Genomic DNA, 26,888 nt, shown 5'->3' on the forward strand with positions numbered 1-26,888 from the left:
TTAGGTAATGAAAAATAAATATTAGACTATATTCTGTATGCATTAATAATCACTTGGCATAAATTACCACCAGCTTCCCGAAATATTTAGTTATTTTCGCTAGATCGCTATTTATAAAACATCAGCTTTAAAAGAATATATTTTAAAAGTGTTTTAAGAAATTTTGAAATGTTGCTAATACATGATAAAAAACAGTAAAAATAAAAGAACAACCTACGTTGGTTTAGTAGCTATCACAATAATACTTGGTTTGGTTTCTAGAAGAATTGATTTTGTTCCTGCAATAACAGGCGACGTGTTATACGCTATAATGGTATATTGGATCTTTCGTTTTCTATTTTTTACGCGTCCACTCCTATTTTCAATTATACTCACTCTAGTTTTCTGCTTTTCGATAGAATGCATGCAATTAATACAAACTTCCTTCTTTATTTATATCAGAAACAACCCAGTTCTTCGTCTTGTTTTTGGGCAAGGTTTTCTCTGGTCAGATCTATTCGGTTATATCGCGGGTACCGGTATTGCCTATCTATTGGACAGAACTCTTAGAAAAACTTTAGAGAATTAAAAGTCAGAACTATAGTATCATGATAATAACTGTATTAGATATTTATTTATAATAAAAAAGAAACTTATGATTAAAGGATTATTTGAAACTCATATTGAAGTGAGTAATTTGGAAAATGCAATCACATTCTATTCAAAAAAAATAAATTTGGAATTAGCTTTCATTGACCACCCACGTCGAATCGCATTTTTATGGCTGACTGCAGATAAAAAGGCGATGTTAGGTTTATGGGAAAAAAATACCTCTATACAAAAAAGACACTTCGCATTTCAATGTGATCTCGAGTTTGTACGCGACGATGCAGTATCTTGGTTAGAAAAAAATGATCTAAAACCTTACAATTTCTTGAAAGATGATTCGACAGAACCTATGGTTTTTGCATGGATGCCAGCACTTGCAATCTATTTTGATGATCCTGATGGCAATAGTTTGGAATTCATCAGTATGCTTGAAGGAAAAGGGCAACCAGAACATGGTGTACTGCGCTATGCCGATTGGTTAAAAGTAGTAGGAAAACATGAAAAGTAAATAAATTCATATTTAAAGACATCTCTATTTATCGATATTTTCACATCTTATGACCACCCAGCTAACTTTTAAAAAATATACCGAAGAAGACTTTTCAGACTATCTTAATCTTGTTAAAGAAGATGACCTGATGCAATACATCACCGGAAAAGGTCTATCTGAAACAGATGCTAAGAGAAGGTTTGCATTTATCTTAGATTTAGGCAAACAGCATGATTCTCTTGGTTATTACCAAGTATTGGATACAGCTACTGATCAAATCATTGGTGATTGCAAACTAGTCTTCTACAAAAGAAATATCCATATTTTTGAAATTGGTTATTTACTGCGAAAAGAGCATTGGAAAAAAGGTCTAGGAACTAAAATTTGTGAATATTTGTTATCCCAAGCGTCGACCGTCAATAAAGAAAATGATGTAATTGCTATCATTCACCCAGAAAATATCGCTTCAAGAAAACTAGTCGAAAAATTTAATTTTAAAAGCTATTTTAAAGGAAATGAAGATGGTACTACAATCGAAAAGCTGATATTAAAACGGACTTAAAAAAGATATATCCTGTATACATATCATCCTTCAAAATACCCAGTAACAATTCACTATATAATCATAAAAACTCATTATTACAATGATTCTTAGAACAGCATTAAATAAAATAAAGTTGTTTCTTAAGATATCATTCCCAAGAAACAACATTAAAATGTGCGCTGTACGGACATACCAACAATCAGCGAAATTGATCTATCGTTATTAGTAACGAACGGTATCAGAAGCTAGAAATGGTAACTGATAAGATCCTGTGTCGATCAGAACTTGTTTTGATATCTTCCTTAAATTTTCAACACTTGCCAACGTCGCTTTTGTCTGATAGGCATAGATTTGTTTCAATTTTGGCATTTTATTGAGCTTTTCTAACCCTTTATCAGTAACTGGCACTGCAAATAAATTTAGATAGGATAAAGCTGGATGTCCATTCAGATGTTCAAGTCCTAAATCTGTAATTTTTGTATTTTCTAAATGTAACTTCATTAGGTTTGGGAACTCGGCCATCATCTTGAGGCTTTGATCAGTTATAGCGGTATTCCCTAATTTCAACTGCACAATGTTATCCTTGATCTTTAAAAGATCTTTTAAGTCTTGATCCTTAAATTCAGGATAGTTAATTGCGTTGATGGTTACATATTCACTATTACCTGCAATAGGCAAAACTTTAATTCCTTTTGCTTGTAACTGCTGTACAAAATCAGCCGGTAGCTTTTTTGCCTCCGGTAATTCTTCAAATGGAGAAGTCGGTTCACTTCCCTTTTCTAATTTCCCTAAAATTTCTTTTATTTCTGCTGTCTGCGCCAAGTCACTTGATTTTTTAGCAAAATCAGCACCTTCTTTCACCCACCATCCGATCAACTTAATTTGTTCTGCAGTAATTGGCTTGCGGCCTTTTGGAGGCATTCTTTTCTTATGACCCTCTGGCAATATCAATCGCGCATATAATTCACTCTTTTCTAAATCATTTGCAACCAGTACTGTCCCACCATCACCACCTTTTAATAAATGTGCTTGATCGTGAAGAGCAAAACCACCTTCTTGCTTTTTCTCGCCGTGACAACTTTGACATCGCTGTTTAAGAATGGGCTGAATAATTCCGGAATATACCTGCGCTTGTTGCACATTAGTCAGTAAAACAGGTTCTTCAGATGCATCCTCTATCCCGACAACAGTTTTAATCGCTGTAGGAAGCGCATCTGTAAAATACCCTTTCCCATGTGTTAAAGTACCTCCAAAGTGACCAGTAATGCCAATAAGAATAAACATCAAAAATAATAATGTATCACGCTTAGATTTAAACTTTTCAATGAATGAATTACGAACACCTTCCTTATATAAAAAATATAAAAAAAGACTAATAGCAGCAACTGCAAGTCCTAACCACTGATGGAAATTCAAAGTATCTTGCTCATAACCGCCTTGTAAAGACAACAGATACCCTGTAAAACAAGCGAATATAGCCGCCACACTACCAAACAATAAGGATAATGATATTGCTGGGCCTATATTCTTATAATTTTCCTTTCTTGAGAAAAGTGCCAATACACAGGCAATAACTAACATTCCAATAGGAAGATGTACCATAACTGGGTGCCATCTTCCTGTAAAATTCATTAACTCTTCAAAAAACAACATCATGATTTATAGCGTGTCTTTAAAAGATTTAACATAAAGACATTGATACTCCATTGATCGGCTACAGGCTGTTGTGTATAAGGTAAAGTCGGTAAATATCCAGCGGGACCAAATTCAGTTGTTATGGTTAGGACTTTTGCTTTACTTTCTTTGTGAATACGTACAATTTCATCCCACCATGCCAAATGCTGATCCAAAATAGATTTCCATTCTGGAGCTGCGGGATCATTAACCTGTGGTCCTTGCGGATGACCAACACGGGCGTGTATATGTCCAGTTTTTAAAAGCGCCAATTGAACGGCTTCTTTCTGATCTGATAACATGGACTCATGAACATTACACCAATGTGATATATCTAATGTTAAACGCAAATGCGGAATCTCTTCTAAATATTTTTTTGTAATATGTGCGGCAAAGCTAAATCGGCCGCGGTGTGTTTCATGTCTAACTGGGATACCCGTTTTTTTAGAAATGGCTTCTGCTGCATCAATCAAAGCTTTATTTTGTTCAAACGTATAATACTCTTTTCCAGTATGACAATTAATATAATCTGGTTTTTGTTGCGCGGCATCCTCAACATTTTTTATAAAAGAAGCAAGATACTGATCAAAATTGGCACCGCCACCTCCACTTAATAAACCCAAAGAAAGGTTATGTTTTTTTAAAGCATTAAACATGGCTGTACGCTCTTCCCCTGCCGCTGGAAGCCAGGTCTCTAAACCATCAAATCCAGCCTGACTTACTCGAGCACAGTAGCTGTCCCATGACTCTGACATACCCCAATTGGTACAATAGAACTTTATTTTTAAATTATTATTCACTTGAGCTTGATTTGGTTGAGCCCATAAAATAAAAAGCATAATGCTGTATATATATTTCATTCCAATTATTTATTAAACAACTGCACTAATCAGGTTACCTTCAACATCCGTTAAACGGAATGGTCTGCCCTGAAATTCATAAGTAAATTTTTCATGATCGAAACCGAGCAAATGAAGCATTGTCGCATGTACATCATGAACGGACGATCTTCCGCTTACACCCGTAAACCCGATTTCATCGGTCTCTCCATAGGTCACCCCTTTCTTGACACCGCCTCCTGCCATCCAGATCGTATAGGCATCAGTATGATGATCACGTCCTAAAAAGGGCATATCGCTATTATCTCTATTTTCCTGCATTGGAGTTCGTCCAAATTCTCCTCCCCACACTACAAGCGTTTCGTCCAGCAATCCACGTTGCTTAAGATCCATAATCAATGCGGTCATAGGTCTGTCAATTTCCCTACATTTATTACGGAAACCATAATCGATAGAATCGGAGGCATTAGTTCCATGGCTATCCCATCCCCAATCAAACAACTGTACATAACGGACTCCTTGTTCGACCAGTTTTCGTGCTAATAAACAATTATTCGCAAAAGACTCTTTACCCGGTTCTGTACCATATAATTCATGAATATGCGCCGGTTCTTGACTGATGTCCATAACCTCTGGAACCGCGACCTGCATTTTGTAAGCCATCTCATATTGGGCTATTCGAGATAATGTTTCAGGATCCTTATAGGTATTATATTCGTCCTTGTTGACTTCATTAATCGCATCGATAGCATGTCTCTTTAAGTCTCTGCTCATGCCTTCCGGATCGGCAAGATATAGAACAGGATCACCTTTCGAACGGCATTGCACACCCTGATATACTGAAGGTAAGAATCCTGATCCCCAAACACTTTTTCCGGCATCAGGAGTCTTTCCTCCTGAAGTCAATACTACGAAACCTGGCAAGTTGCTATTTTCTGATCCTAAACCATAAGTTACCCAAGATCCGATACTAGGCCTACCCAATCTTGCACTACCAGTTTGCATAAACATCTGTGCAGGACCATGATTAAACTGGTCTGTATGTACAGCCTTTAAAAAGCTTACATCGTCCACAACTTTACTAAAATGCGGTAGATGATCGGAAACCCAAGCTCCACTTTGCCCATACTGTTTGAAAGTCGCTTGAGGACCTAGCATTTTAGGAGTACCTCTGATAAATGCAAAAGTTTTACCTGCTAATAGTGACTCAGGACAGGGTTGATTATGTAATGTCTGCAACACTGGCTTATAGTCAAAAAGTTCCAATTGTGAAGGAGCCCCTGCCATATGCAAGTAAATGACACTTTTTGCTTTTCCAGGAAAATGAGGTGATTTTGGTACAAGTGGATTTAATGCATTTAAATCTATAGCTCCAGATCCACTGGAGTTCCCTCCACAACTTGCCAAAAAACTTGCTAATGCTATGCTTCCAACACCTGCCACACAATCTTTCAAAAAATGTCTACGCGTTACCGCCTGCAATTTCTGCTGTTGCAATTCACGAAATAATTTATCGAGATCTTTCATGTCGTTTAAGATTTTGTAAGAAATTCATCCAGATTTAATAAAGCATTGGCTACCACCATGTAGGCAGCCTTTGATGTTAAAGATGGATCTTTTAAATCACTCGCATTAACAGCCATGAATTTAGCCGCCTCTGCCGGTTTTTTATTAAAATTTTGTAATGCTTCTTTATATAATTTTTCCAGTGCAACCACTTTTTCTGCACTCGGATTTTTTAACATCAGTTTCTTATAACCATAAGAAATTATTTTTTTAGAATCTCCTGCTCCTTCTTTCTGCATGAGTGTCGAAAGATGTTTAGCTGCCTCCAGATAAACGGGATCATTTAACGTGGTTAATGCTTGTAATGGAGTATTTGTTCTGATCCGATCAACCAAACAGACCTCTCGACTCGATGCATCAAAAGAAATAAATGAAGGATAAGGACTTGTCCGTTTTAAAAATGTATATAACCCCCTTCTAAATTGATCTTCACCTGTACTTGTTGCCCACGATTCACCACTATATACCGTCATCCATACACCATCCGGCTGATAGGGCATCACCGAAGGTCCATACATTTTAGAACTTAGAAGACCACTTACGGCTAATGTCTGATCCCGAATCTGCTCTGCCGAAAGTCTGAACCGTGGTCCTCTCGCTAGAAATATATTAGCCGGATCTTTCTCCGCATCTCCTTGATTTAAACTCGATGATTGCTTATAGGTGAAAGACATAACAATATCCTTAATAAGCGCTTTCATACTCCACTTTTTATTTTGCATGAGATCTAGCGCTAAGTAATCCAATAAATCAATATGCATAGATGGTGTACTCTGCGTCCCCATATCTCCTAGTGGTTCCACCAACCCGCGTCCAAATAATTGCGCCCAAATTCGATTTACCAAAGTACGTGCTGTCAAAGGATTATCTTTACTTACAATCCATTTAGCAAAGCCCAATCTATTGTTAGGAGCTCCCTTTGGAAAAGGGTTTAATGTTTCAGGAACTGCAGGTTGCACCTCTTTACCTAGCGCTAATCTATTTCCTCGCTCAAAAACATGTGTTTTACGATGCATTTCTGCAGGATTTTCAATCATCACAGGTACACTTTCAGGATTTGTATTAATCAGTTGCATAAAGTTATTTTGCATACGCTGGGACTCCGGGTCTGCAGATACTGGAAACCCTTCGCGCAATGCGAACCACTCAATCATACAAATCGGCTGATCTTTTGCTGCTGTTGCATTCTTAAATATTAAATAAAGGTCATGAACTCCGGTATCTTCCTTCAGATCTGCTTGAATAACTTGTCTTCCTGAAGTACTAGGCAATTGGACTGTCGTCAGTAACGGGCCTGTTTTACTACCCTTTCTGACTTCTATGGCACCTCCATTTAATGATGTCCAATAATTAATATAAAATTGCTTTTTACCCTGCAAGGTGATGTGTTTCAATCGAGCACTTCCTCCTGAACGTATTCCGAGCCATTTAGTATCATACAAAGCGCCATTTTCAACCTGATCACTATAATGTGCATGAATTTTTGGTTCCAATGTATGCAAGAATAAGTCTGTAGAACGAATCAGCTTTTGATTCCCTTTCTGGGTCAACCAAGATTTGATACTATCCACTCTGCTTTCATCTTCGGCCTTATAGAACCGCAACCTTGGATGATCACCTTGGGTATCTTCATCTCGTGTATTATTAAAAAAAGCAACAGATTTATAATACTCTTCAAATTTAAATGGATCGTAAGTATGGCTGTGACACTGTACACACTCAAAAGTTGTACTTAGCCAAACCTGGTAAGTTGTATTGACCCGATCTAGAACAGAGGCCACACGAAACTCTTCACTGTCGGTCCCCCCTTCATCATTATTCATTGTATTCCTGTGAAAAGCAGTTGCAATAAGTTGATCTTTAGTTGGATCAGGTAATAAGTCACCCGCTAATTGCTGTACCGTAAATTCGTCGAAAGGCATATCCTTATTAAAAGCTTTAATGAGCCAATCGCGATAAGGCCATATTTGTCTTGACCCATCCTTTTCATAACCTTTAGTATCCGCATATCGGGCTAAGTCCAGCCACCAACTAGCCCATTTTTCACCATACTGTTGTGAAGCTAGTAAACTATCAACTCTTAACTCGTAAGCATTTCCCCTCGTATCATTTACAAATGATTGCAATTCGGTTAAACTTGGTGGAATACCGACCACATCTAGATACAATCGTCTCAATAAGGTCTCCTTATCCGCCTCCTTTGAAAAAGACAGGTCTTTCTCTTTCATTTTATCCTGAACGAAATAATCGATATTATTGGATATACCCGATGGATTCATTCCAAATAAACCAGCAAAAGAAAATGGTTTAGGTACTTCCACTTTTTCAGGTAACGTATAAGCCCAGTGCTTGCCCCATTTCGCCCCCTCGTTGATCCATCTTTTCAAGATGTCGATTTCATCATCACTCAATCGTGGTGCATTGTATGGCATTCTTAACTCGGGATCATCAATGGTCAACCGTTTAATAAATTCACTATGATCTGCATCGCCTGCGATTATAGCCGGCTTACCAGACTCTGCCTTAGCAAATGCCTCATTTTCGAAAAGCAAACTAAAACCTCCATTTTTCTTTACGCCACCATGGCAAGTAATGCAATGCTTATTAAGGATAGGTTTCACTTCAGCACTAAAATCAACAGGATCTTCCTTCTTAAAGGTAAACAATCCGACGACCACAATGGCACTCAATAAGAGGGATACGACGACGACTTTCTTTTTCATGTTTAATACGATTTATAACTTCTAAGCTTTTATTTTAAATCGCAGTACAGCGATTTTAAACAAAGCAAATTAGTTGTATTCGCTTATTAGGTTTATAAAATAATACAAAGGTTTTATAATGTATCTTGCTAACAGCAGTTCTTCTTCATTTATAAAAAATAAAATTAAGGATCTTCAACCTCATAAAATACAACCTCATTAACAAATAATGACAGTATATTGACGTTAATACCTTTTTTGTGTAATTTATTTGTTTCTTTCAGCGTCATAGTAAACCTATGTTTAATTTATGATGCTCTTTATAACTTGAAATGCTATGGCTATCATGGAGACTTTTTCCCTTTAAAACTAGCGACCATTTACAATATCAAAAATTTTACTATTCAAGATTTGATCACCTCGCTTATGGGGAGTCGCTCATCCATCACATTGTTCTAATGCTTATTAGCATAAATCAACATCAGCAGTTCATCTTTTACAACTATATATCCCTAAAAAGCGATCAATGATCACAAAAGATCAAAAATTGTTTTATTATACCGAAATTTATATATTCGTAGGTTACAAGCCAATTATCTAGACGAATGAAAGCTAAATTAATAGAAATCAGTCCACTTCCGAAGAAAACAATACATATCAAACATGTGGACGAAGCTTTTTTTAGTAATCCTTTGCACTTTCATGAACTATGCGAACTCGTCCTTATCGAAGAAAGTTACGGCAAACGTATTGTTGGTAATCATATTGACTCATTTAGTGCAGGAGATATGGTATTAATCGGGCCTAACATTCCACATATTTGGCATAATGATGATGCTTTTTTAAAGCCAGACTACCATGAGCGTGCTAAAGCTCTTGTTATTTACTTTCCAGCTGACTTTCTTATTCAATTGACCGATGATCAATCGACAATTCAAGCCATGCAAAAATTTATTGATAAGACTAAAGATGGTTTACGTTTTTATGGGAATACATTAAAAAATGCAATGACACTCATGCGGGATCTAGTCCATAAAGATTCTTTTTCAAAAATAACCGGTTTCCTAAATCTTATAGCATTATTGCATCAAAGTGCCGAATATGATCATTTATCATCAGGGACATATAAACCTGTTTACAGCGAAAAGGATAATAAACGGATAAACATCATTTATGTTTACGTAATGCAAAACTTTAGAGAAACCGTTTCGTTGCAGGAAGCGGCTAGCCTCTTAAATATGAACTCAAATGCTTTCTGCAGGTTCTTCAAAAAACACACCCAAAAATCGTTTTCTAAATTCGTAAATGAAACACGCATAGGACATGCCTGCAAATTGCTGGAAGATAAGAATCTGAATATTTCAGAGGTATGTTATGCTAGCGGTTATCAAAATTTAACAAACTTCAATAAGTTTTTTAAAGAAATTATGAATAAAAATCCGAGAACCTATCGAAAAGAAATGGAAGTAGGTAGATTTAGCGCACCACTTAAATCTATTTCTTCCAATGATTAGTATTATTCACAACGAATAAAATGTCCTAAATAATTATGGTAACATTCATATTCCAAAGTTTTCAAATAAAAAATAATTCGCTTTCTTTGGAACTGATAAAGAATAAAAGTTAAAGGGTATTCTATAGTAGATATATAATATCAACATAAACCATAAAAACTAAATGAAAATAATTAAGAAAATTGCTCTTTTAGGATTATTATCGACAGCAGTATTATCGAGTAATGCGCAATCTATTCCATACGAAGGAGTATCCGGATGGGAGGAAACAAAAGATAGTCGGATGGCGTGGTTCAGAGAAGCCCGATTTGGACTTTTCATCCATTGGGGACTTTACAGTGCCGCTGGAGGTAGCTGGGAAGGAAAACAATATCCACAACATTATGCCGAATGGATTCAAGCATGGGCAAAAGTACCGAGCAAGCCATATGCCGAAGTTTTAAAACCAAAATTCACAGCTTCAAAATTTGATGCCTCTGCTTGGGCATCCCTTGCAGAAGAAGCAGGCATGAAGTATGTTATTATAACCTCACGTCACCACGAAGGATTCTCAATTTTTAATAGTCAACAACCTTATTCATTAAAAAATGACATCACAGGAGGTACTAATATTTCACCTAAAGGACGTGATCTTTACGGAGAAGTCGTTAAAGCTTTTCGTGCTAAAGGTCTAAAAGCGGGTGCTTACTATTCATTATTAGATTGGCAACATCCGGACTCATATGAAGGTCTGTCCTATTTAAACCCCAACCCTACTGGCTATAAGCCCAATCATGAAGTCTATAAAGATTATTTATATGGGCAGGTGAAAGAGCTTGCGAATAATTATGGAGGTCTGGATGTCCTATGGCTTGACTTTAGTAGTAAAAATCATCAGGGTGAGAGCTGGGGTACAAAACGTATTCTTACAGATTTAATTAAATGGCAACCTCGGATTATTGTCAATAACCGTTTCTGGGATGGTCTTGAAAATAAAAATGGGGATATTGGAACTCCCGAAAAATATATACCACCAACAGGTCTTCCGGGTATGGACTGGGAAGTGAGCCACACGATGAATGAAAGCTATGGCTATAGTGCACATGACCAGAACTGGAAATCATTTGATAAAACAATGCGTCTATTTATCGAAACAGTAAGTAAAGGTGGAAATTTCCTACTCAATGTTGGTCCGGATGGTGAAGGTGCTATTCCAGAGAAAGCCGTCAAGCTGCTTAAGGACATCGGTAAATGGATGAAAGTAAATAATGAATCCATATATGGAACCACTGCAAGTCCGTTTCAAGGATTAGATTGGGGCTACTGTACTCAAAAAGATGGTAAACTATATTTCCATGTATTCGATATTCCATCAAATGGCAGTATAGAAGTACCATTGGCTAGTACTATTCATAAAGCCTATTTATTAGGAAGTTCTAAAAAATCATTAAAGATATCAAAATCTGCTGCGGGAAAAACAATCCAATTACCTGCGGACTTTAAAGGACAGATGCCAATGGTTATTGTTGCAGAAATCAAAGGAACTCCTCAAGTAATACAGCAACAGATATTAACTCAAAAAGATGGTAGAATAATCTTAACGGCTAACAATGCTAAATTAATCGGTACTGGAGGAATTAAACTTATTGGCGCAACGACTCATGATCCGAATCGTCCAAATGCAATTGGCGACTGGTCTAAAAAATCCGATCAAGTGGCGTGGGATGTAAAAATCCAGCGTCCTGGCACCTATAAGATAGTCGTTAATTATCTTCCGCACGAGCAAAAATCAGGAACTATTTCGCTAAGTCTCGGAACGAACAACTTATCTTATCAACTCAAGGCAACCAAAGGTAGCCAATTTGTAGATGTTGAAACAGGAACATTTGAAATTTCACAACAGGCACTTGGAGACACCGCTTTAAAAGCGGAACTAAAAGCGCTTGAAATTACGGGAAATTCATTACCTGAGATTAGTTCAATCAGTCTCGTTCCTGTCAAATAAACTGAAATAAATAGACAGCTAAGAGCCTGTTTCCATCTTTAAAAAGTAAATGGAAACGGGCTCTTTTCATTTAAATTTGATGTCGAGTTTCACAAAAAATGAAAAATATTTTTTGTTTTCAATTAATTGCCGTTAAACTATTTTGAACAGAAAGAATTAAAATTCAATTTTTTAACATCAGATTCGAATGATTTATATTGCTCTGCAGTCATATTTTTGACTGGTAGTCGAAATTCTCCACAGTCTAGTCCAACCTGTTTCATATATGCCTTACCTACTGAAATACCGCCATATTTTCCAAGAAGGGTAATCATATCAATAGATTGTTGCTGAAGATCATTTGCCCTGTCGAAATCACCATCATCAAATGCTTTGATCAGGTCATAATATAATGGTGCGGCATAATTGTAAGTACTCCCAACCGCTCCCCTTGCTCCTAATACTAGAGCAGATAGCATATTCTCATCTCTGCCCCACAGCATATCATACTTTCGATCCGCATAGTTCATACACGATAGAAAATCCATAAAGTCTTCATGTGTGTACTTAATTCCTGCAAAATTCGGAATTTTGCCATCTACTGCTTTCAGTAAATCAATCATTGGAAAATTACCACCTGTCAACACCGGAATATGATAATAATAGAATGCCGTATTGGGAGCTGCTTCAGCAACAGCGGCACAACATTTAGCTAGCTGATCCACATTTGAAGGCTTGAAGTAAAATGGTGATGTAAATGAAATAGCGTCTACGCCTTCTGCTTCAGCAATTGTGGCCAACTCTCGGCATTCTTTAATGTTTGTACCTCCTAAGAGAATCATTAAACTAAAATCAGGATCGCTTTTTGTTAACTTGGTCCATGCTTTTAAGACATCGACTTTTTCTTGAAAAGTTAATGAAACTCCTTCACCTGTTGATCCACAGATAAAGCCTCCCGTAACCTTATTATTTTTTAAAGACTGGTAGTAATTTGGTATTTGTGCTAAATTTAATGCTCCATTCTCGTCAAATGGTGTGAAAGGGGCGGCAATTAAGCCATCTATTTTTTTTGTGATCATATATAATAATTAGATTTTTCTAAAGTGAAATTCTACTCCGTTATGGAGTAGAATTTTTGTGGTTAGGTTCCGGAATAACCGGGATTTTGTTATTGCAGTACTTGTATTTTAGTAAAATTAAAACTCAGGATAACCAGCCGTTTGTTTAAGAGCTCTGTTGTTGGTTAAAGAAGTACGATCAATAGGCCAAAACAATTTATAGGATTCTTGTGCAGATAAACCTGTATGTAAAAACACATACTGATCTCCAAATCTTCTGAGATCATACCAATATTTGCCTTCTCCTAAAAATTCCAATTTTCGTTCCTGCAATATCGCTTCATTTGCATTTTTATCCACTGCTTGATTTGGATATCCAAATACACTTTCACTATAATTACTTCCAAAAGCACGGGTACGAATCTGATTGATTTCTTCTTTTGGATTTTCTCCTAAAATTACTTTAGCTTCTGCCATCAATAGTAATAGATCAGCATAGCGATACAATGCATAGTCATTGGTGTAGGCCCTAGAACCCGCATTTTGCTCACCCTGATATTTCTTAAGGAAGCAGCCAGCAATTTTATAGTTTCCATTACCATCTTTAGTGTATGCAGCCTGAATAGATATATTTTTACGGGTATCTAGGTCATTATAATTACGATATGTACTAATACGCGTTGGTATCCTTAATAAGCCTCCATAATTATCTTGTGTTACGCTAAATTTACGATTAGTCAATGAATCAGAAAAGTTAACAAGAATATTTGAATTGGGAACAAAATCAGTAATAAATCCAAGAGTAGCCTCGTTCAGTTTATGTCGAAGCACAAATATCATCTCATTATTGCCCCTACTTTTTACATCATTTACGTTATTAAAGTCTGTTTGCAAAGCTAATGGCAAATTGGATTTCACATCTGTAAGTGCGTTTTTCGCAATAGTAGCATCTGGTTTACCGCCCTCACGATGCGCTGACCACAAATAGACCTCTGCTTTGAGCATTAAAGTCGCATTTTTAGACCAAAAAGAACGTTCTTGACGTATAGAATAATCAGTACCAAAAGCTGAAATTGAGCTTTCTAAGTCCGCTTTGATCAATTTCATAACATCAGCGGCCGGTGATGCAGCTTTCGCTAAATTGGAAACATCAATATTGCTTGGTAATGCATCTGTTTGAATGACAACATCTCCCCAGGTACGATACAATTGAAAATAGTAAAAAGAACGCATACCATGTGCAATCCCAAGGTAATAATTCTTGCTTCCTTCAGTAAGCACAGTTGTTGTATTTAGTTTACTAATCATCAAATTAAGCTGATTAATCTGTTCATACAAATTAGCAAAATTAGTCACTCCAGAATTATCCATATCTAGATTGTGTTGCCACATTCTTTCTAAACCTTGTGATGCTTCACCTGTGAAGGACGCCGTAGTTCCTGGATCATTACCAAATAGACCGGCACGTAATTCACCTAAAAGTAAAAAATTACGTTCATTCGTTCTAAATCTTGAATGCAAACCCACAGCAAACGCTTCAAATTGATCAGCTGTCTTCCAATAAATTTCATCACTATAGTTACTGATCGGTGTAAGTTCTAAATCATTCGTACAGGAGTTTAATCCCATACAGATTAGGCTTCCTAAAAAAAGATATGTTAATATTGTTTTTTTCATGATAGTTTCAATTAATACAATTAAAAAGAAAGTTGAACGCCCAATACATAAGACCTCGGAGTTGGATATGTACCTCCATATACGCCTGTTGTTACATTATTTACATCTACTGGCGGTTCAGGTGTTGGTCCAGAAAATTTAGTGATATAAAATAGGTTGTTCGCACTTACATACACTCGAGCACGTGAAAGAATATGAGTTTTTGAGTGCAACCATTTCGGAAGATCGTAAGAAAGCGTAATCTCACGAAGAGCTAAGTAATCTCCTTTCTCATAAAATCTTGAGTTATTACTGTTCAAATTTGGATTTGCATTATTTCCTCTTGTATAGTTTTGTTTCGATCCTAAAACCTGATCTGCAAAGTAAACTTTTGGAATATCTGTATCTGTATTCGTTGGAGACCATGCCTGTTTTTGCATTTCTAAATAATTAAAAGTCCCTTGATAATTACCTAATGTACGTGCTACCAAATCATTATAAATAGTATGACCCAATGCAAATTCCCAATTAGAAAACATACTGAATCCTTTATAACTCATGTTTGTTGTAAAGCCACCAGTCCATTTAGGGTTGATGTTCCCTATATACACTTGATCACGAGAATCAATAATATTATTACCGTCAACGTCCTGCCAGTTTACATCTCCTGGTGTTATACGTCCATTTTTCCCAATTGGTAGATTCGGTCCAGTAATTCCGGCAATATTATCAGTCCTATTTCCTGCGATTTGATTTACTTCTGCATCGTCCTTAAAGATAGAAACCTGCTTGTAAGCATAAATATCCCCCAAAGTATGACCTTCTTGATAGCCCCCAACCCACTTCACCTGACCCGAAACTGGGTCATAGATTTGCAAACCACCCTGTCTATTATTTTCATTCCCATTATAAGGAAGTTCAAGAATTTTGTTTTTAACAAAAGCTGCATTTGCGCCTATACTTAAGTTAAAACCTTCAGGATCTTTTAATATTTGAGATTGAACAGCAATTTCAAATCCTTTATTTTGAAGCGTTCCTAAATTTGTTGTAATGGAAGGGAAACCAGTATAACTTGGTAATAGCAAATTAGTTAACAAATTACTTGTGCGACGATCATAATAATCTAATAATACTGTAACACGATTGTTCAGTATGCCTAAGTCTAAACCAGCACCTGTTGTTTTACTTGTTTCCCAGGCTAGATTCTTATTTACTGGTGAAGTATTTAAATAACCTGCAAGACCATTGTAACTAGGCTGCACGTTGTACACTCCCTGTACTTGGTAACGCTCTAATCCTGCAATATTTCCGTTCTCCCCATAACTTAATCGTGGTTTGAACGTAGTAATATATTTTGAAAGAACAGATTTTTTAAAAAACTCTTCCTGATGCATATTCCAGCCGGCAGATGCTCCCGGAAAAAATCCGGTACGGTTGCCGCGTGCCAGTATTGAAGTTCCATCCAATCGATAAACAGCATTCACCAAAATTCTGCCATCATAATCATATGCAAGACGTCCCATGGAAGAAATGATGCGGTATTCAGACGCAGTGCTTGTATTATTTCCTACAGGAAAAACGGTAGAGGCATTGACGGTAGTGATATCATCTGTAGGTGCATTTTTTCCATACACTTGCATGTAATCAGTCTTAACCTTAAAATATTCCGCACCTACCATTGCTGAAATATTATGCTTTTCGGCAATGCTTTTCGAATAATTCAAGATACCATTAAACTGTGTTTGAAAATCTCTATTCAAGTTACGGTAAGCATCTCTTGAAGTACTACCAATGGTTTGTGGATTTGAAAAAATGTTAGAATATGTTTGTGTTGACATCTGAAAAGATTCATTTAACACTTCTTTCATATAGGCATTAGCTGTTGCCTTGAAATAAAGTCCGGGAATAATGTCCCATTTTAATGAAGCATTTGCCACAATACGATTCGTTTCATTTTTACGCTTTAACCGACCTAACCAGTATAGGGGATTACCATCACTTGCAGAAACTCCCGGATTTGGCTGTGTTTGCGCTTCATCAATCCACGGATTAAAAGTAGGCCAAATTGCTAATGTCCTATAAAGTGCATTGGTTTCCGTAGATGGAGTACCATATTGAGAAGCAGTAGAGAGTGTAACATTGGTAGATACTTCCACATTTGGTTTTAACTTATATGAACCATTGATATCTCCTGTATACCTTTTATAGCTAGATCCAACTATAACCCCATCTTCATCATAAGCATCAAACGCTGCGAAATACTTTCCTTTCTCATTCCCTCCAGTGACATTTACATAATGATCTTTCGTATAAGTATTTCTAAATAAAGCATTCTCTACTTCACCACTATGATCTTTATAAATTATCTGGCCTCCATAGGGATCATCAACAAGCTTCCAACCCTCATTTAATAATGGCTTTAATTCATCGGTGAATTTTCTAATGTCAAATGAAGCATTGTAAGCAGGATCAGAAGAAATCCCTAGTCCCCTTGAACTATTGACAGATTCCAATGATCGTCCAGCATTTAAATAGCCTTGCCGTGTATATTTTATATAATCACCCGCATTCATATATGCATAGCCGGCTCTACGTTGATTATATCCTCCTACAAATTTATATGATACATTAGCAGTACCCGATTTACCTGTTTTTGTAGTTACAAGAAGTACTCCATTATTTGCTCTAGCACCATAAATAGCTGTTGCAGAAGCATCTTTTAATAAGTCTATCGATTCAATATTTTCAGAACTAATATCATTCAAATCACGAATTACCCCATCAACAATAACTAACGGCCCTCCTGGGTTATTAATAGAAGCTCCTCCTCGTAACTTTAGCATGGGAGCTGCACCTGGTTGACCAGATTTATTGACAACCTGTAATCCCGGAATACTTCCTTGAAGTGCAGTTGCAACATTAGATCTAGGAGAATTTTGAAGTACCTCTTTATCAAGTTTAGCAATAGATCCGGTCACACTTCTCCTACTCTGTGTTCCATAGCCCACAACAACAACCTCATCAATTTGCTGATTGGAAGATTCTAATTTAATTTCCAAGGATTCTGCCTGTCCAACTTTTACTTCCTGAGGTTTGTATCCTGTAGAAGTAATGACCAGGATCGCATTCGGATTTGTCGGTAAAATAAAGGAACCATCAGCTTTTGTTTGTAAAGATTGTTTACTTCCCTTCACGTTAATAGTTACATTTCCCAAAACTTCTCCTGTAACGGCATCTCTGACTTTACCTTGAATGTTTCGATCCTGCGCATGGATTACAGCTAGATTTCCTGCTAGCATAGACCAGAGTAATAAATGTTTTAATTTTCGGTTTGAATACATATTGGTTATTATTAAGTATTACATAAAGCAAATTTATATAATTTAATTTGTAAAAAACAACATTAAATTAACATTATGTACAACATACTTGTAAAAATTTATATGTATATTTGTTTTTAGGCGTATAAATGCACTTTTATGAGTACAAATCCAACATTGATCAATTTTGTTAACACCATTGATACCTCTTCACTCGTTGATAAAGTGGAGAAAGAAATCATCAATTTATTCATTAGTCAGGGATTAAAAATAGGCGATGCACTTCCCAAGGAATTAGAATTAGCGGAAACTTTAGGAGTAAGCCGCACGGTGATCCGAGAAGCAATGTTACGTTTAAGACTAGTAGGCTTAGTAGAATCTAAAAAACATAGAGGTGCTGTATTAACCAGTCCGGATCTGATCAGTCCGATGAAAAAATCGCTTTACCCAACGATCATGGATGATAAGACACTGCGTGATTTATTTGAAATGAGATTGATATTGGAACTTGGAATGGCAGATTTACTTTATCAAAGAATTACTCCTGCAGATATTCAAGAATTAGAAGTAATTGTTGCTAAAGAATCAAATGATAATGACAACAGCATATTTGATATCGAAACAGAAGTTGCATTCCATGGTAAATTATATGAGATCAGTGGGAATATCATGCTTAAAGATTTTCAAAATCTTCTTTTACCAGTCTTTAAATTTGTACATTCGAGTGGCATGCTGATTGAAAAGTCAAATTCAAAGAATTTTATATCTCACCGTGGCTTGGTGGACATATTAAAGGTAGGAACTCCTGAAGTTTTCAGAAATGCGATGCGCCAGCACTTAGATAATCACTTTCAACGTATACAACAATACGATAACAAACCTATTGATTAAAGATTCAATATTTCATCATAACTTATTACTATACAGCAACTGCTTTCATACCAGAAGTATGAAAGCAGTGTATCTCATACCTATCAACTTGCTACTTAAATGTTAAGTATAATGAATATGTAGCGCTCCCGTAGCCGACTTCATTCGAACAACATCTATATTTATTCTAATTTTATAGCTCACTTCTATTTACCTTTATGCCCACAAAAAAAGTACGATTTATAAAGGCTTTTCTTTAGCAATTGCAGCGGCTATCCTATGGGGAGTATCTGGGACATTAGCACAATTTCTATTTCAAAAAAGGGAAATAAATGTTGAATGGTTGATTACAGTTCGTATGTTACTATCTGGCATCTGCTTACTAAGCTTTGCAAAAACTAGCGAAAGAGCGCCTATATTTAAAATTTGGAAAACTAAAAATGACCGTTTACAACTACTTGCCTTTAGCATTTTTGGTATGCTGGCTGTACAATATACTTATTTTGCGGCCATTAAGCATTCGAATGCCGCTACCGCTACTGTGCTACAATATGCTGGTCCAATCATAATCGCCATCTATTTAGCGTTTAAGCATAAAAGATTACCCAGCCTTTTAGAATTATTTGCTATTATTCTGGCAATAATTGGAACTTTTCTATTAGTCACAAATGGTAATATCAATACCCTCGCCATATCCAATACCGCGCTGTTTTTTGGCTTAGGCTCTGCGGTCGCACTAGCGATCTACACTTTAATGCCGATAACATTACTATCAAAACACAAATCCTCTGTAGTGATTGGCTGGTCTCTCCTTTGTGGTGGTATTGCCTTCAGTTTCATGAAAGCACCTTGGGATATTCAGGGCGTTTGGGATACTAAAACTTATTTATTTACGGCACTCATTATTCTTTTCGGAACTGTTTTTCCATTTTACTTCTATCTGACTTCCGTAAAATTAATCGGTGGACAGAAAGCGAGTCTGTTAGCATCAGCTGAGCCTCTTTCTGCCACATTTTTGGCCGTATCTTGGCTTCATGTTCCCTTTTCCTTGTGGGATTGGATAGGAACTTTCTGCATTATCGCTACGGTCTTCATATTAAGTAAAAAATAAAAAAGGCTGTAAGATTATTACAGCCTTTAAATAATTTATAAAATCTTAGAAAGAAAAATCATCTTTAGATGATTCACTTACATATGCTGGATCATCAAAATTAGGCTCGTAGCGTTTTTCAAGAACTTCCTGATTCGATTTAATGTATTCAACAACATCTGTCAAACCCTCTGCAAATTTCTCAAAGTCTTCTTTATACAAGAATATTTTGTGTTTAATAAACTGGCCGTCTTCAAAACGTTTCTTGCTTTCAGTGATGGTAATGTAGTAATCGTTAGACCGTGTAGCCTTTACATCAAAAAAATAGGTACGCTTACCCGCTCTCACTTTTTTTGAAAAAACCTCTTCTCGCTCTTTGTTTTCAAAATCTCCCATTGGTTATTATTTAAGTTTAAGTTATCTTAATCTTTGATAAATATATAATATTTAGCATGTAACTTCCAAATATTATTCAAAAAAAATAAATTTTGAATCTATGATAAGCTCTTTTAACGAACTTGATTTTTATATTTAGCCGATAAATGTCACCTATCGCTCCTCAACGATATTTTTTCACCGAGGATTTTATTACATTTACCGAATATTATTGATCGATTACCTATTTCAATTACTTCGGGTTATATAACAACTATACCTTTGAAGTATAAATTTTAAAAGTCATGGAAAAAGAGCCATTCGTACCAAAAAGCAACAACAGTAAAAATATCATAGGTGGTATCATCATACTCATCGGTATTCTATTACTATTAAAAAATTTAGATTTAGACTTCTTCTTCCCTTCATGGATATTTGGCTGGTATATGATTTTGATTATTATCGGTCTTGTAATAGGTGTCAATTCTAATTTTCAAAAAAAATCTTCTATCATCTTAATTGCGGTTGGTCTAGCATTTCTAGCTAGAAGAATCATGCACACCGATTTTGGAGGAATTATATTCCCGATCTTGATTATTGGATTAGGAGCATATTTTATCATGGGAAGAAAAAAAGGTTTACCTCCTATGCCTCCCATGCCTATCAACCCGAGTGGTCCTCCAAAGCCTCCCGTAGACTTTGACTGGGATAAGCGTGTTATCGATCCGGCAACTGAAAATGATCAACAAACAGTAGCTGAAAATGACGAGACAAGCGGAAACGCCAACAGCAATACAAATAGCAATCAAGGTCTGCCTAATGAGCAGGCCTTTGCCACTCCATATTATGCACAGACAGAAAATAGCTTTGAAGATGTTTTAAATGTCAATTCCATCTTTGCAAGCCTCAAAAAATTTATTCTATCTAAAAATTTTAGAGGTGGTAACATAGCTTGTATGTTCGGTAGCGTATCCATTGATCTGACACAGGCGGATATAACCGACATAGCCGTAATTGATGCTTTCCAAATGTTCGGAAGTGCTAAAATTATTGTTCCTGCGAATTGGACCGTTTATTCTAACGTTTCATCCGTGTTCGGTGATGTTGATGACCGACGTTTCAATGTAGGTCTAACAAGAGATCCAGCTAAAAAATTATATATCACAGGTACTTGTCTTTTTGGAAATTTAACCATTAGAAATGCCTAGACATGAAGGATAAACTTTTATTGCAGAATAAAAATAAACTGATTTTAATCATTTGTTTAAGCATATTGCTTGGCTACTTTGTCATGCAATATGCTTTAATGTATAGGTCCGGGTTTCCAAGCGAAATAACAATAAAGGACTCCATCATCAACAGTTCAATGATGATGCTCTGTTGCTATGCAATTTCCACCACGCTCAATTACTATATACCTAAACCTAACCAAATCTGGAAGGTGCTTATTATGGGCTTCATTATGAGCGGCATAAGCATTCTTGGAAGCCGACTGGTCGTTCAATATTATCTTCCGAAGGAGCATTTAAAAATCTATGACCTCATTATTCCTTATCGCTATATTGTTAATTTTTTAATCTTAACATCAGTAGCTATTTTCATTATTGTATGGAATATACAGGAAGAATATATTTCTAACATCAAAAGAAAGCAAGATTCGGAGAATCAACTGCGTGAAGCAGAACTGTACAACCTAAGACAGCAATTACAGCCTCATTTCCTTTTTAACAGTCTCAATTCCATTATTGCTTTAATAGGTAGTAAGCCAGATCAGGCCCGCAATATGACCTTTCAATTGTCCGATTTTTTAAGGGGTACACTCCGAAAGGAAAATAACCAGTTGATCGTACTTCAAGAGGAATTAAACCATCTCGAACTATACTTAGATATTGAAAAAGTAAGATTCGGTCACCGGCTTAATATCCACATTGATCATGACCAAGATGTTTTATCGACCAAAATACCGGCGATGATTTTGCAACCGCTAGTTGAAAACGCTATTAAACATGGCCTATACAATGTAACAGAAAATGTAACCATCAGCATTAAATGTTTCTTAGAAAATAAAACATTACATGTTTCGATAGAAAATCCCTTTGAGCCAGGTGAATCCGTGCAATCTAAAGGAACAGGCTTTGGGCTTACCAGTATTCAACGGCGCTTATTTCTTCTTTTTGGAAGAAATGACCTACTAACAACACAAACCGAACAAAATATATTTACAAGCAGTATCAAAATCCCGCAATATGATTAAAGTTATCCTTATAGATGATGAACCTCTAGCGCGTTCTATCTTAGTAGAGTACCTGAGCAAAGATCCGTTAGTTTCTATTGTTGCAGAGTGTGGAGATGGATTTGAAGGAGTAAAAGCAATACAGCAACACCAACCAGACTTACTCTTTCTAGATGTTCAAATGCCTAAATTAACAGGCTTCGAAATGTTGGAATTAGTCGAAAACCCACCCGCAGTAATCTTTACAACAGCATTTGATGACTATGCACTCAAAGCTTTTGAAAAAAATGCGATTGACTATCTGATGAAACCAATTTCACCGAACAGATTTAAGCAAGCATTCGAGAAGTTTAAATTAAGTTTTTCAAAACCAAATGCAGAACCGGCACCTAATTATGAAGCAGTCATTCATCAAGAGGAGTCAAAACTAGACCGCATCGTTGTAAAAACAGGAACACAGATTAAAATAATACCCGTTCCACAGATTAAATATCTGGAAGCTTATGATGACTATGTGAAAATTCATACAGCAGATGGTCTCTATCTGAAAAATAAAACAATGGCTTTCTTTGAAAAGCATCTCGATGAACAGACATTCGTTAGAATACACCGTTCTTATATCATCAAGATCGATCAGCTGGCACGCATTGAACCTTGGGAAAAAGATAGCTTTGTCGCTATTTTAATAACCGGTGAAAAGCTTAACATCAGTAAATCTGGATATGCCAGATTAAAACAAATGATTGGCATATAAATAAAGTTTATGTAAATTTGTAGCAGTATAATCATTATGAAAAATTTTATTGCTGCACTTTTACTCAGTAGCTCATTGACTGCTGTTGCTCAAAATTCTAATCAAGAACAAATTAATCACACGTTCTATAATAAAATAGAATTTTTTATCAATTCACAACAGACAGATTCCATTTATAAACTGGCGAATGAAAATTTTAAGAGAGCAGTACCTTATTCTTCTTTAAAAAACTTACTGGAAAATGAGATTTATCCGTTAGGTAGGATCAAACATGCTGAAAAAATAAACTACAGTAATGGAGTAAATCAATATCGTGTAGATTTCACAGATAAATCCTTTCAGGTTCCTTTCGGTGTGGATAGCACGTTGCATTACCACACTTTAGGTTTTCAACCCGTAACAAAACCTGTTGCAGAGAAACAGGCACCCGTATTAACAAATACCGTTGTCGAAAATAAAGTTGATTTTTTCATTGATTCTGCTGCCAATATTTATACCAAAAAGGGGAATACACAATCTTTAGCAATTGGTATCATAAAAAATGGTCAGTTAAATACCTACTTTTATGGTGAGACTGAAAAAGGAAATAAAATTCTACCCACAAGCAGTACCCTGTATGAAATAGGTTCACTGTCAAAAATCTTCACGGCTACATTATTAGCGGATTTCGTTCAAAGTGGAACATTAAGTTTAGAACAGCATATCGTTGATTTTTTACCTGATTCATTAAAAATAAATCCTAGCTTACAAAAGATAACGTTTAAAACCTTAGCAAATCATACTTCCGGTTTGCCCCGATTACCAGATAATCTTGATAAAACAAAAGGTTTTGACCCCAACAACCCGTACAAAAATTATGATAGGAAATATTTACACCAATATTTGGCAACTTTCAAAGCCGAAAATGAAAGCGGAGAAAAATATGAATATAGTAATCTTGGGTATGCATTATTAGGAGATATATTAACATCACTCCATAAAAAAAGTTACAACACGGAAATTCAGGAAATTATCGCAAAACCTTTAGGCTTAACATCGACTACTGATGTTCTAAATCCTAAAACACAATATCTGCCAAAAGTCTATAACATAAAAGGAGAAGAAACGAAAGCATGGGATTTTCAAATTTTTAGTGCGGCTGGAGGTTTAAAATCGACTGTTACCGATTTAATGACCTTTGCGCAGACACAGTTCAAAATGCCGGAAACGCAATTGGAGAACGCTATGGCACTGACACGTCAGTTCACATATTTCCTTCCTCCTAGCACAGACATTGGTCTGGCTTGGCACATGGATTTATTGGATGATATTACTTACTGTTACCACACAGGTGGTACAGGTGGAAGCAGTTCATTCATAGCTATTGCACCAGATAAAAAAACAGCGGTAGTTTTACTTTCCAATGCTGCCGAATCTATTGAGACAACTGGATTATCGATTTTCCATTTTCTACTTTCTCAAAAATAAGATAAAGCAACCATTCAAATAGTTAGGGGACATATTATGCAATATGTCCCCTATTTTTTTAATCGTCTCCATAAAATAATGATGAACCAATGAGATATCGATTTGTTTTTACATATATAATTACATCATAAATAAAACAAATTTAGCTAAGTTTGGTAATAGAAAATTGATTTTAAGCGTATGAAAGTTTTTATCTGCAGAACAATTCCTCAAAAAGCGATTGATAGTTTACAACAAGCTGGTTTTGATATCTCTTATCGCACAGAACCCGGGAAGATACTTCAATCAGATTTAATTAATGCCTGTAAACAGGTAGATTATTTATTTGCCGCCGGACATAATCTGCTAGATGAAAAATTTTTCGAACAATGTAGTCATCTTAAGGGAATAGCATTGATGAGTGCCGGATATGACAGTGTTGACCTTGAAGCCGCAACCAAATATGGTATTCCTGTAAGCAATACACCTGATGTGTTATCCAACGCAACTGCTGATATCGCTTTTCTATTAATGCTCGCAGTGTCGCGAAAAGCGTTTTTCATGAACCGAAAAATCATGAATAACGAATGGAAAGATTTTGAATTAACGGAACACCTCGGAGTGGAGCTTGATGGAAAAACTTTAGGAATTTTTGGATTAGGCCGTATTGGTTTTGAACTAGCAAGGAAAGCCAAAGCGGCTTATAATATGGATATCATTTATTACAATAGACAACCAAACAGTAATGCAAAACGACTTTTGGATGCTACTTACGTAAATTATGATGAATTATTAACCCGAAGTGATGTGCTATCGGTTCATGCGAATCTTACAGCAGAGACGAAAGGGAAATTTAATAAAGAAGCCTTCAAAAGAATGAAAAACACAGCTATATTCATCAATACAGCACGTGGGGGATTACATCAAGAAGAAGATTTGTACACGGCATTAACAAGCGGAGAACTGTGGGGAGCTGGTCTAGATGTCACTAACCCTGAGCCTATGGCATTTGACAATCCACTGCTTAGCTTACCCAACCTGGCTGTATTGCCCCATATCGGATCTGCTACAACAGAAGCTAGGGATAATATGGCGTTAATGGCAGCACATAATTTGATCGCCGCTAATAAGCACATCAAAATGCCTCAAATTTTAAACAAAGAGATTTATGAAAATAATATATAAATTCATCAATAAAATCAATAAACTGATTTTACCGCGGTATGCAAAGAAAGATCCTTCAAAACTAAAAAAGTACCAACAAGCTATATTAGCTTATCGGTACTTTATTTTGATCCGATCACTCGATTAAGATTTCATAATGCGGTCCTGTCCCCCCTTTAGATCCGAAATAATACGCATCTCAGTCTGTGGATAAGGAATGCTGATATTATGTTTATCCAAAGCATTTTTAATAGCTTCTTGATTTTCATTGTTCGCTGGCCAAAAATCTTCCTTTTTTGTCCATGCACGAATGGTTAGATTAACGGAACTATCTCCCAACCCTTTCACAAAAACCTCAACTGGAGGAGTTTTCAGAATACGTGAATCATTATGGAGTACGTCCATAATAATTTCCCGCGCTTCCTTAATATTGGCATCATATGAAATACCGACCGTATACTCAAAACGGCGATTGGTAATTTTGGTAAAATTTTGAATAACAGAATTTGCTAAGGGACCATTTGGACTAAATACACGAACGCCATCTCCAGCAATTAACGTCGTATATAAAATATCAATCCTTTCCACAGTGCCCGATGTACCGTTACTGCTGCTCACATAGTCTCCAACTTCGAAAGGTCTAAATAAAAGAATCAGTACCCCGCCCGCAAAATTACTTAAACTGCCCTGCAATGCTAAACCTGCGGCCAGACCAAACGCTGATAAAGCGGCAATAAAGGAAGTTGTTTCAATTCCCATGGTACTCGCTACTGTTAGGAATAATAGGGCGTAAAATACAACACGCAAGATACTCATCGCAAATCCCCGTATTGATAAGTCTACATTACGTTTTTCAAATCTCCTACTGATCAGGCCAAGTAAAAATTTGACAATGTAGCTTCCAACGATTAATATAATAATCCCTGTAATAATACTTGGTGTCTTTAAAAGTACAACTTCTAGTAACGTATCCAGACTGCTTTCTAATCTATTCATTTGTTATCTGTTTTTGTTTCTCATAAATATAACAATTGAGTCACGA

The 26,888-nt window shown here is 36.1% G+C and carries 21 protein-coding genes; 12 read left to right on the forward strand and 9 right to left on the reverse strand.

Translation table 11 applies throughout. The features are described from left to right. The first annotated feature begins 181 nt into the window (after positions 1-181). From HCX49_RS09885 to HCX49_RS09895, 3 genes are all read left to right on the forward strand, one after another. Positions 182-568 (forward strand): DUF2809 domain-containing protein, encoded by a 387-nt coding sequence (locus HCX49_RS09885; RefSeq protein ID WP_168126942.1) that lies wholly within the window; start codon positions 182-184, stop codon positions 566-568. A 66-nt stretch (positions 569-634) separates the two neighbouring features. Then, complete coding sequence (locus HCX49_RS09890; RefSeq protein ID WP_168126943.1) at positions 635-1,096, forward strand: VOC family protein; 462 nt, start codon at positions 635-637, stop codon at positions 1,094-1,096. Positions 1,097-1,145: 49 nt separating this feature from the next. Next, a complete protein-coding gene (locus HCX49_RS09895; protein WP_168126944.1) occupies positions 1,146-1,640 on the forward strand; it encodes a GNAT family N-acetyltransferase in 495 nt (164 codons plus the stop codon). Between the two features lie 204 nt (positions 1,641-1,844). On the opposite strand, the gene HCX49_RS09900 is transcribed toward HCX49_RS09895, so the two are convergent. Genes HCX49_RS09900 through HCX49_RS09915 form a run of 4 tightly spaced genes read right to left on the reverse strand, consistent with a single transcriptional unit; the run spans position 1,845 to position 8,424 of the window. After that, positions 1,845-3,278: a c-type cytochrome domain-containing protein gene (locus HCX49_RS09900; protein ID WP_237682748.1), complete on the reverse strand. Its 1,434-nt coding sequence runs from the start codon at positions 3,276-3,278 to the stop codon at positions 1,845-1,847. After that, a complete protein-coding gene (locus tag HCX49_RS09905) occupies positions 3,275-4,156 on the reverse strand; it encodes a sugar phosphate isomerase/epimerase family protein (RefSeq protein WP_237682749.1) in 882 nt (293 codons plus the stop codon). Before HCX49_RS09905 ends, HCX49_RS09900 begins: the two co-directional genes overlap by 4 nt. A gap of 12 nt (positions 4,157-4,168) precedes the next feature. Beyond that, complete coding sequence (locus HCX49_RS09910) at positions 4,169-5,662, reverse strand: DUF1501 domain-containing protein (protein WP_132773005.1); 1,494 nt, start codon at positions 5,660-5,662, stop codon at positions 4,169-4,171. A 5-nt stretch (positions 5,663-5,667) separates the two neighbouring features. Then, complete coding sequence (locus HCX49_RS09915) at positions 5,668-8,424, reverse strand: DUF1553 domain-containing protein (protein WP_168126945.1); 2,757 nt, start codon at positions 8,422-8,424, stop codon at positions 5,668-5,670. A 584-nt stretch (positions 8,425-9,008) separates the two neighbouring features. On the opposite strand from HCX49_RS09915, the gene HCX49_RS09920 reads away from it, so the two are divergent. Both HCX49_RS09920 and HCX49_RS09925 read left to right on the forward strand, forming a co-directional pair. Then, positions 9,009-9,917: an AraC family transcriptional regulator gene (locus HCX49_RS09920; protein ID WP_168126946.1), complete on the forward strand. Its 909-nt coding sequence runs from the start codon at positions 9,009-9,011 to the stop codon at positions 9,915-9,917. A 163-nt stretch (positions 9,918-10,080) separates the two neighbouring features. Continuing rightward, positions 10,081-11,901, forward strand: a complete 1,821-nt coding sequence (locus HCX49_RS09925; RefSeq protein WP_168126947.1) for an alpha-L-fucosidase — start codon at positions 10,081-10,083, stop codon at positions 11,899-11,901. Between the two features lie 137 nt (positions 11,902-12,038). On the opposite strand, the gene HCX49_RS09930 is transcribed toward HCX49_RS09925, so the two are convergent. The 3 genes from HCX49_RS09930 to HCX49_RS09940 all read right to left on the reverse strand — a co-directional run bounded on the left by HCX49_RS09930 (position 12,039) and on the right by HCX49_RS09940 (position 17,935). Beyond that, positions 12,039-12,959, reverse strand: coding sequence for a dihydrodipicolinate synthase family protein (locus HCX49_RS09930; RefSeq protein ID WP_132773011.1), 921 nt, complete (start codon positions 12,957-12,959; stop codon positions 12,039-12,041). Between the two features lie 117 nt (positions 12,960-13,076). After that, positions 13,077-14,615, reverse strand: coding sequence for a SusD family outer membrane lipoprotein NanU (gene nanU / locus HCX49_RS09935; protein ID WP_168126948.1), 1,539 nt, complete (start codon positions 14,613-14,615; stop codon positions 13,077-13,079). Positions 14,616-14,635: 20 nt separating this feature from the next. Continuing rightward, positions 14,636-17,935, reverse strand: coding sequence for a SusC/RagA family TonB-linked outer membrane protein (locus HCX49_RS09940; protein WP_237682750.1), 3,300 nt, complete (start codon positions 17,933-17,935; stop codon positions 14,636-14,638). A 138-nt stretch (positions 17,936-18,073) separates the two neighbouring features. On the opposite strand from HCX49_RS09940, the gene HCX49_RS09945 reads away from it, so the two are divergent. Beyond that, the gene (locus tag HCX49_RS09945) at positions 18,074-18,805 is read left to right on the forward strand and encodes a FadR/GntR family transcriptional regulator (RefSeq protein ID WP_021189128.1); all 732 of its coding nucleotides are present in this window, start codon (positions 18,074-18,076) and stop codon (positions 18,803-18,805) included. A gap of 217 nt (positions 18,806-19,022) precedes the next feature. Further along, a complete protein-coding gene (locus tag HCX49_RS25730) occupies positions 19,023-19,895 on the forward strand; it encodes a DMT family transporter (protein WP_317166828.1) in 873 nt (290 codons plus the stop codon). Between the two features lie 45 nt (positions 19,896-19,940). Here the strand turns inward: HCX49_RS25730 and HCX49_RS09955 are convergent, their stop codons facing one another. Further along, positions 19,941-20,270, reverse strand: a complete 330-nt coding sequence (locus HCX49_RS09955) for a DUF3276 family protein (protein WP_132773015.1) — start codon at positions 20,268-20,270, stop codon at positions 19,941-19,943. Positions 20,271-20,554: 284 nt separating this feature from the next. Between HCX49_RS09955 and HCX49_RS09960 the strand changes: the two genes are divergently transcribed. From HCX49_RS09960 to HCX49_RS09980, 5 genes are all read left to right on the forward strand, one after another. Continuing rightward, positions 20,555-21,457 (forward strand): LiaF transmembrane domain-containing protein, encoded by a 903-nt coding sequence (locus tag HCX49_RS09960; RefSeq protein ID WP_132773016.1) that lies wholly within the window; start codon positions 20,555-20,557, stop codon positions 21,455-21,457. Positions 21,458-21,459: 2 nt separating this feature from the next. Next, positions 21,460-22,503, forward strand: a complete 1,044-nt coding sequence (locus tag HCX49_RS09965; protein ID WP_168126949.1) for a sensor histidine kinase — start codon at positions 21,460-21,462, stop codon at positions 22,501-22,503. Further along, the gene (locus tag HCX49_RS09970; protein ID WP_132842306.1) at positions 22,496-23,236 is read left to right on the forward strand and encodes a LytR/AlgR family response regulator transcription factor; all 741 of its coding nucleotides are present in this window, start codon (positions 22,496-22,498) and stop codon (positions 23,234-23,236) included. Before HCX49_RS09965 ends, HCX49_RS09970 begins: the two co-directional genes overlap by 8 nt. Positions 23,237-23,272: 36 nt before the next feature. Continuing rightward, positions 23,273-24,703, forward strand: coding sequence for a serine hydrolase (locus HCX49_RS09975; RefSeq protein ID WP_168126950.1), 1,431 nt, complete (start codon positions 23,273-23,275; stop codon positions 24,701-24,703). Positions 24,704-24,883: 180 nt separating this feature from the next. After that, positions 24,884-25,867, forward strand: coding sequence for a 2-hydroxyacid dehydrogenase (locus HCX49_RS09980; protein WP_168126951.1), 984 nt, complete (start codon positions 24,884-24,886; stop codon positions 25,865-25,867). Between the two features lie 123 nt (positions 25,868-25,990). Here HCX49_RS09980 and HCX49_RS09985 read toward each other — a convergent pair whose 3' ends face one another. Further along, on the reverse strand, positions 25,991-26,842 hold the full coding sequence (locus tag HCX49_RS09985; RefSeq protein ID WP_168126952.1) for a mechanosensitive ion channel family protein: 852 nt from the start codon (positions 26,840-26,842) through the stop codon (positions 25,991-25,993). Between the last annotated feature and the right edge of the window lie 46 nt (positions 26,843-26,888).

This window comes from Sphingobacterium sp. B16(2022) (genome assembly GCF_012030425.1).
Taxonomy (GTDB): domain Bacteria; phylum Bacteroidota; class Bacteroidia; order Sphingobacteriales; family Sphingobacteriaceae; genus Sphingobacterium; species Sphingobacterium anhuiense.

Excerpts from the sequence above, each read along its gene's own strand:
- HCX49_RS09925 (WP_168126947.1), top strand. The coding sequence starts at position 10,081 with ATGAAAATAATTAAGAAAATTGCTCTTTTAGGATTATTATCGACAGCA.
- HCX49_RS09980 (WP_168126951.1), top strand. The coding sequence starts at position 24,884 with ATGAAAGTTTTTATCTGCAGAACAATTCCTCAAAAAGCGATTGATAGT.
- HCX49_RS09960 (WP_132773016.1), top strand. The coding sequence starts at position 20,555 with ATGGAAAAAGAGCCATTCGTACCAAAAAGCAACAACAGTAAAAATATC.
- HCX49_RS09920 (WP_168126946.1), top strand. The coding sequence starts at position 9,009 with ATGAAAGCTAAATTAATAGAAATCAGTCCACTTCCGAAGAAAACAATA.
- HCX49_RS09955 (WP_132773015.1), bottom strand. The coding sequence starts at position 20,270 with ATGGGAGATTTTGAAAACAAAGAGCGAGAAGAGGTTTTTTCAAAAAAA.
- HCX49_RS09930 (WP_132773011.1), bottom strand. The coding sequence starts at position 12,959 with ATGATCACAAAAAAAATAGATGGCTTAATTGCCGCCCCTTTCACACCA.
- HCX49_RS09985 (WP_168126952.1), bottom strand. The coding sequence starts at position 26,842 with ATGAATAGATTAGAAAGCAGTCTGGATACGTTACTAGAAGTTGTACTT.
- HCX49_RS09905 (WP_237682749.1), bottom strand. The coding sequence starts at position 4,156 with ATGAAATATATATACAGCATTATGCTTTTTATTTTATGGGCTCAACCA.
- HCX49_RS09900 (WP_237682748.1), bottom strand. The coding sequence starts at position 3,278 with ATGATGTTGTTTTTTGAAGAGTTAATGAATTTTACAGGAAGATGGCAC.
- HCX49_RS09895 (WP_168126944.1), top strand. The coding sequence starts at position 1,146 with ATGACCACCCAGCTAACTTTTAAAAAATATACCGAAGAAGACTTTTCA.
- HCX49_RS09965 (WP_168126949.1), top strand. The coding sequence starts at position 21,460 with ATGAAGGATAAACTTTTATTGCAGAATAAAAATAAACTGATTTTAATC.
- HCX49_RS09970 (WP_132842306.1), top strand. The coding sequence starts at position 22,496 with ATGATTAAAGTTATCCTTATAGATGATGAACCTCTAGCGCGTTCTATC.
- HCX49_RS09890 (WP_168126943.1), top strand. The coding sequence starts at position 635 with ATGATTAAAGGATTATTTGAAACTCATATTGAAGTGAGTAATTTGGAA.
- HCX49_RS09975 (WP_168126950.1), top strand. The coding sequence starts at position 23,273 with ATGAAAAATTTTATTGCTGCACTTTTACTCAGTAGCTCATTGACTGCT.
- HCX49_RS09910 (WP_132773005.1), bottom strand. The coding sequence starts at position 5,662 with ATGAAAGATCTCGATAAATTATTTCGTGAATTGCAACAGCAGAAATTG.
- HCX49_RS09945 (WP_021189128.1), top strand. The coding sequence starts at position 18,074 with ATGAGTACAAATCCAACATTGATCAATTTTGTTAACACCATTGATACC.
- HCX49_RS09885 (WP_168126942.1), top strand. The coding sequence starts at position 182 with ATGATAAAAAACAGTAAAAATAAAAGAACAACCTACGTTGGTTTAGTA.
- HCX49_RS09940 (WP_237682750.1), bottom strand. The coding sequence starts at position 17,935 with ATGTATTCAAACCGAAAATTAAAACATTTATTACTCTGGTCTATGCTA.
- HCX49_RS09915 (WP_168126945.1), bottom strand. The coding sequence starts at position 8,424 with ATGAAAAAGAAAGTCGTCGTCGTATCCCTCTTATTGAGTGCCATTGTG.
- nanU (WP_168126948.1), bottom strand. The coding sequence starts at position 14,615 with ATGAAAAAAACAATATTAACATATCTTTTTTTAGGAAGCCTAATCTGT.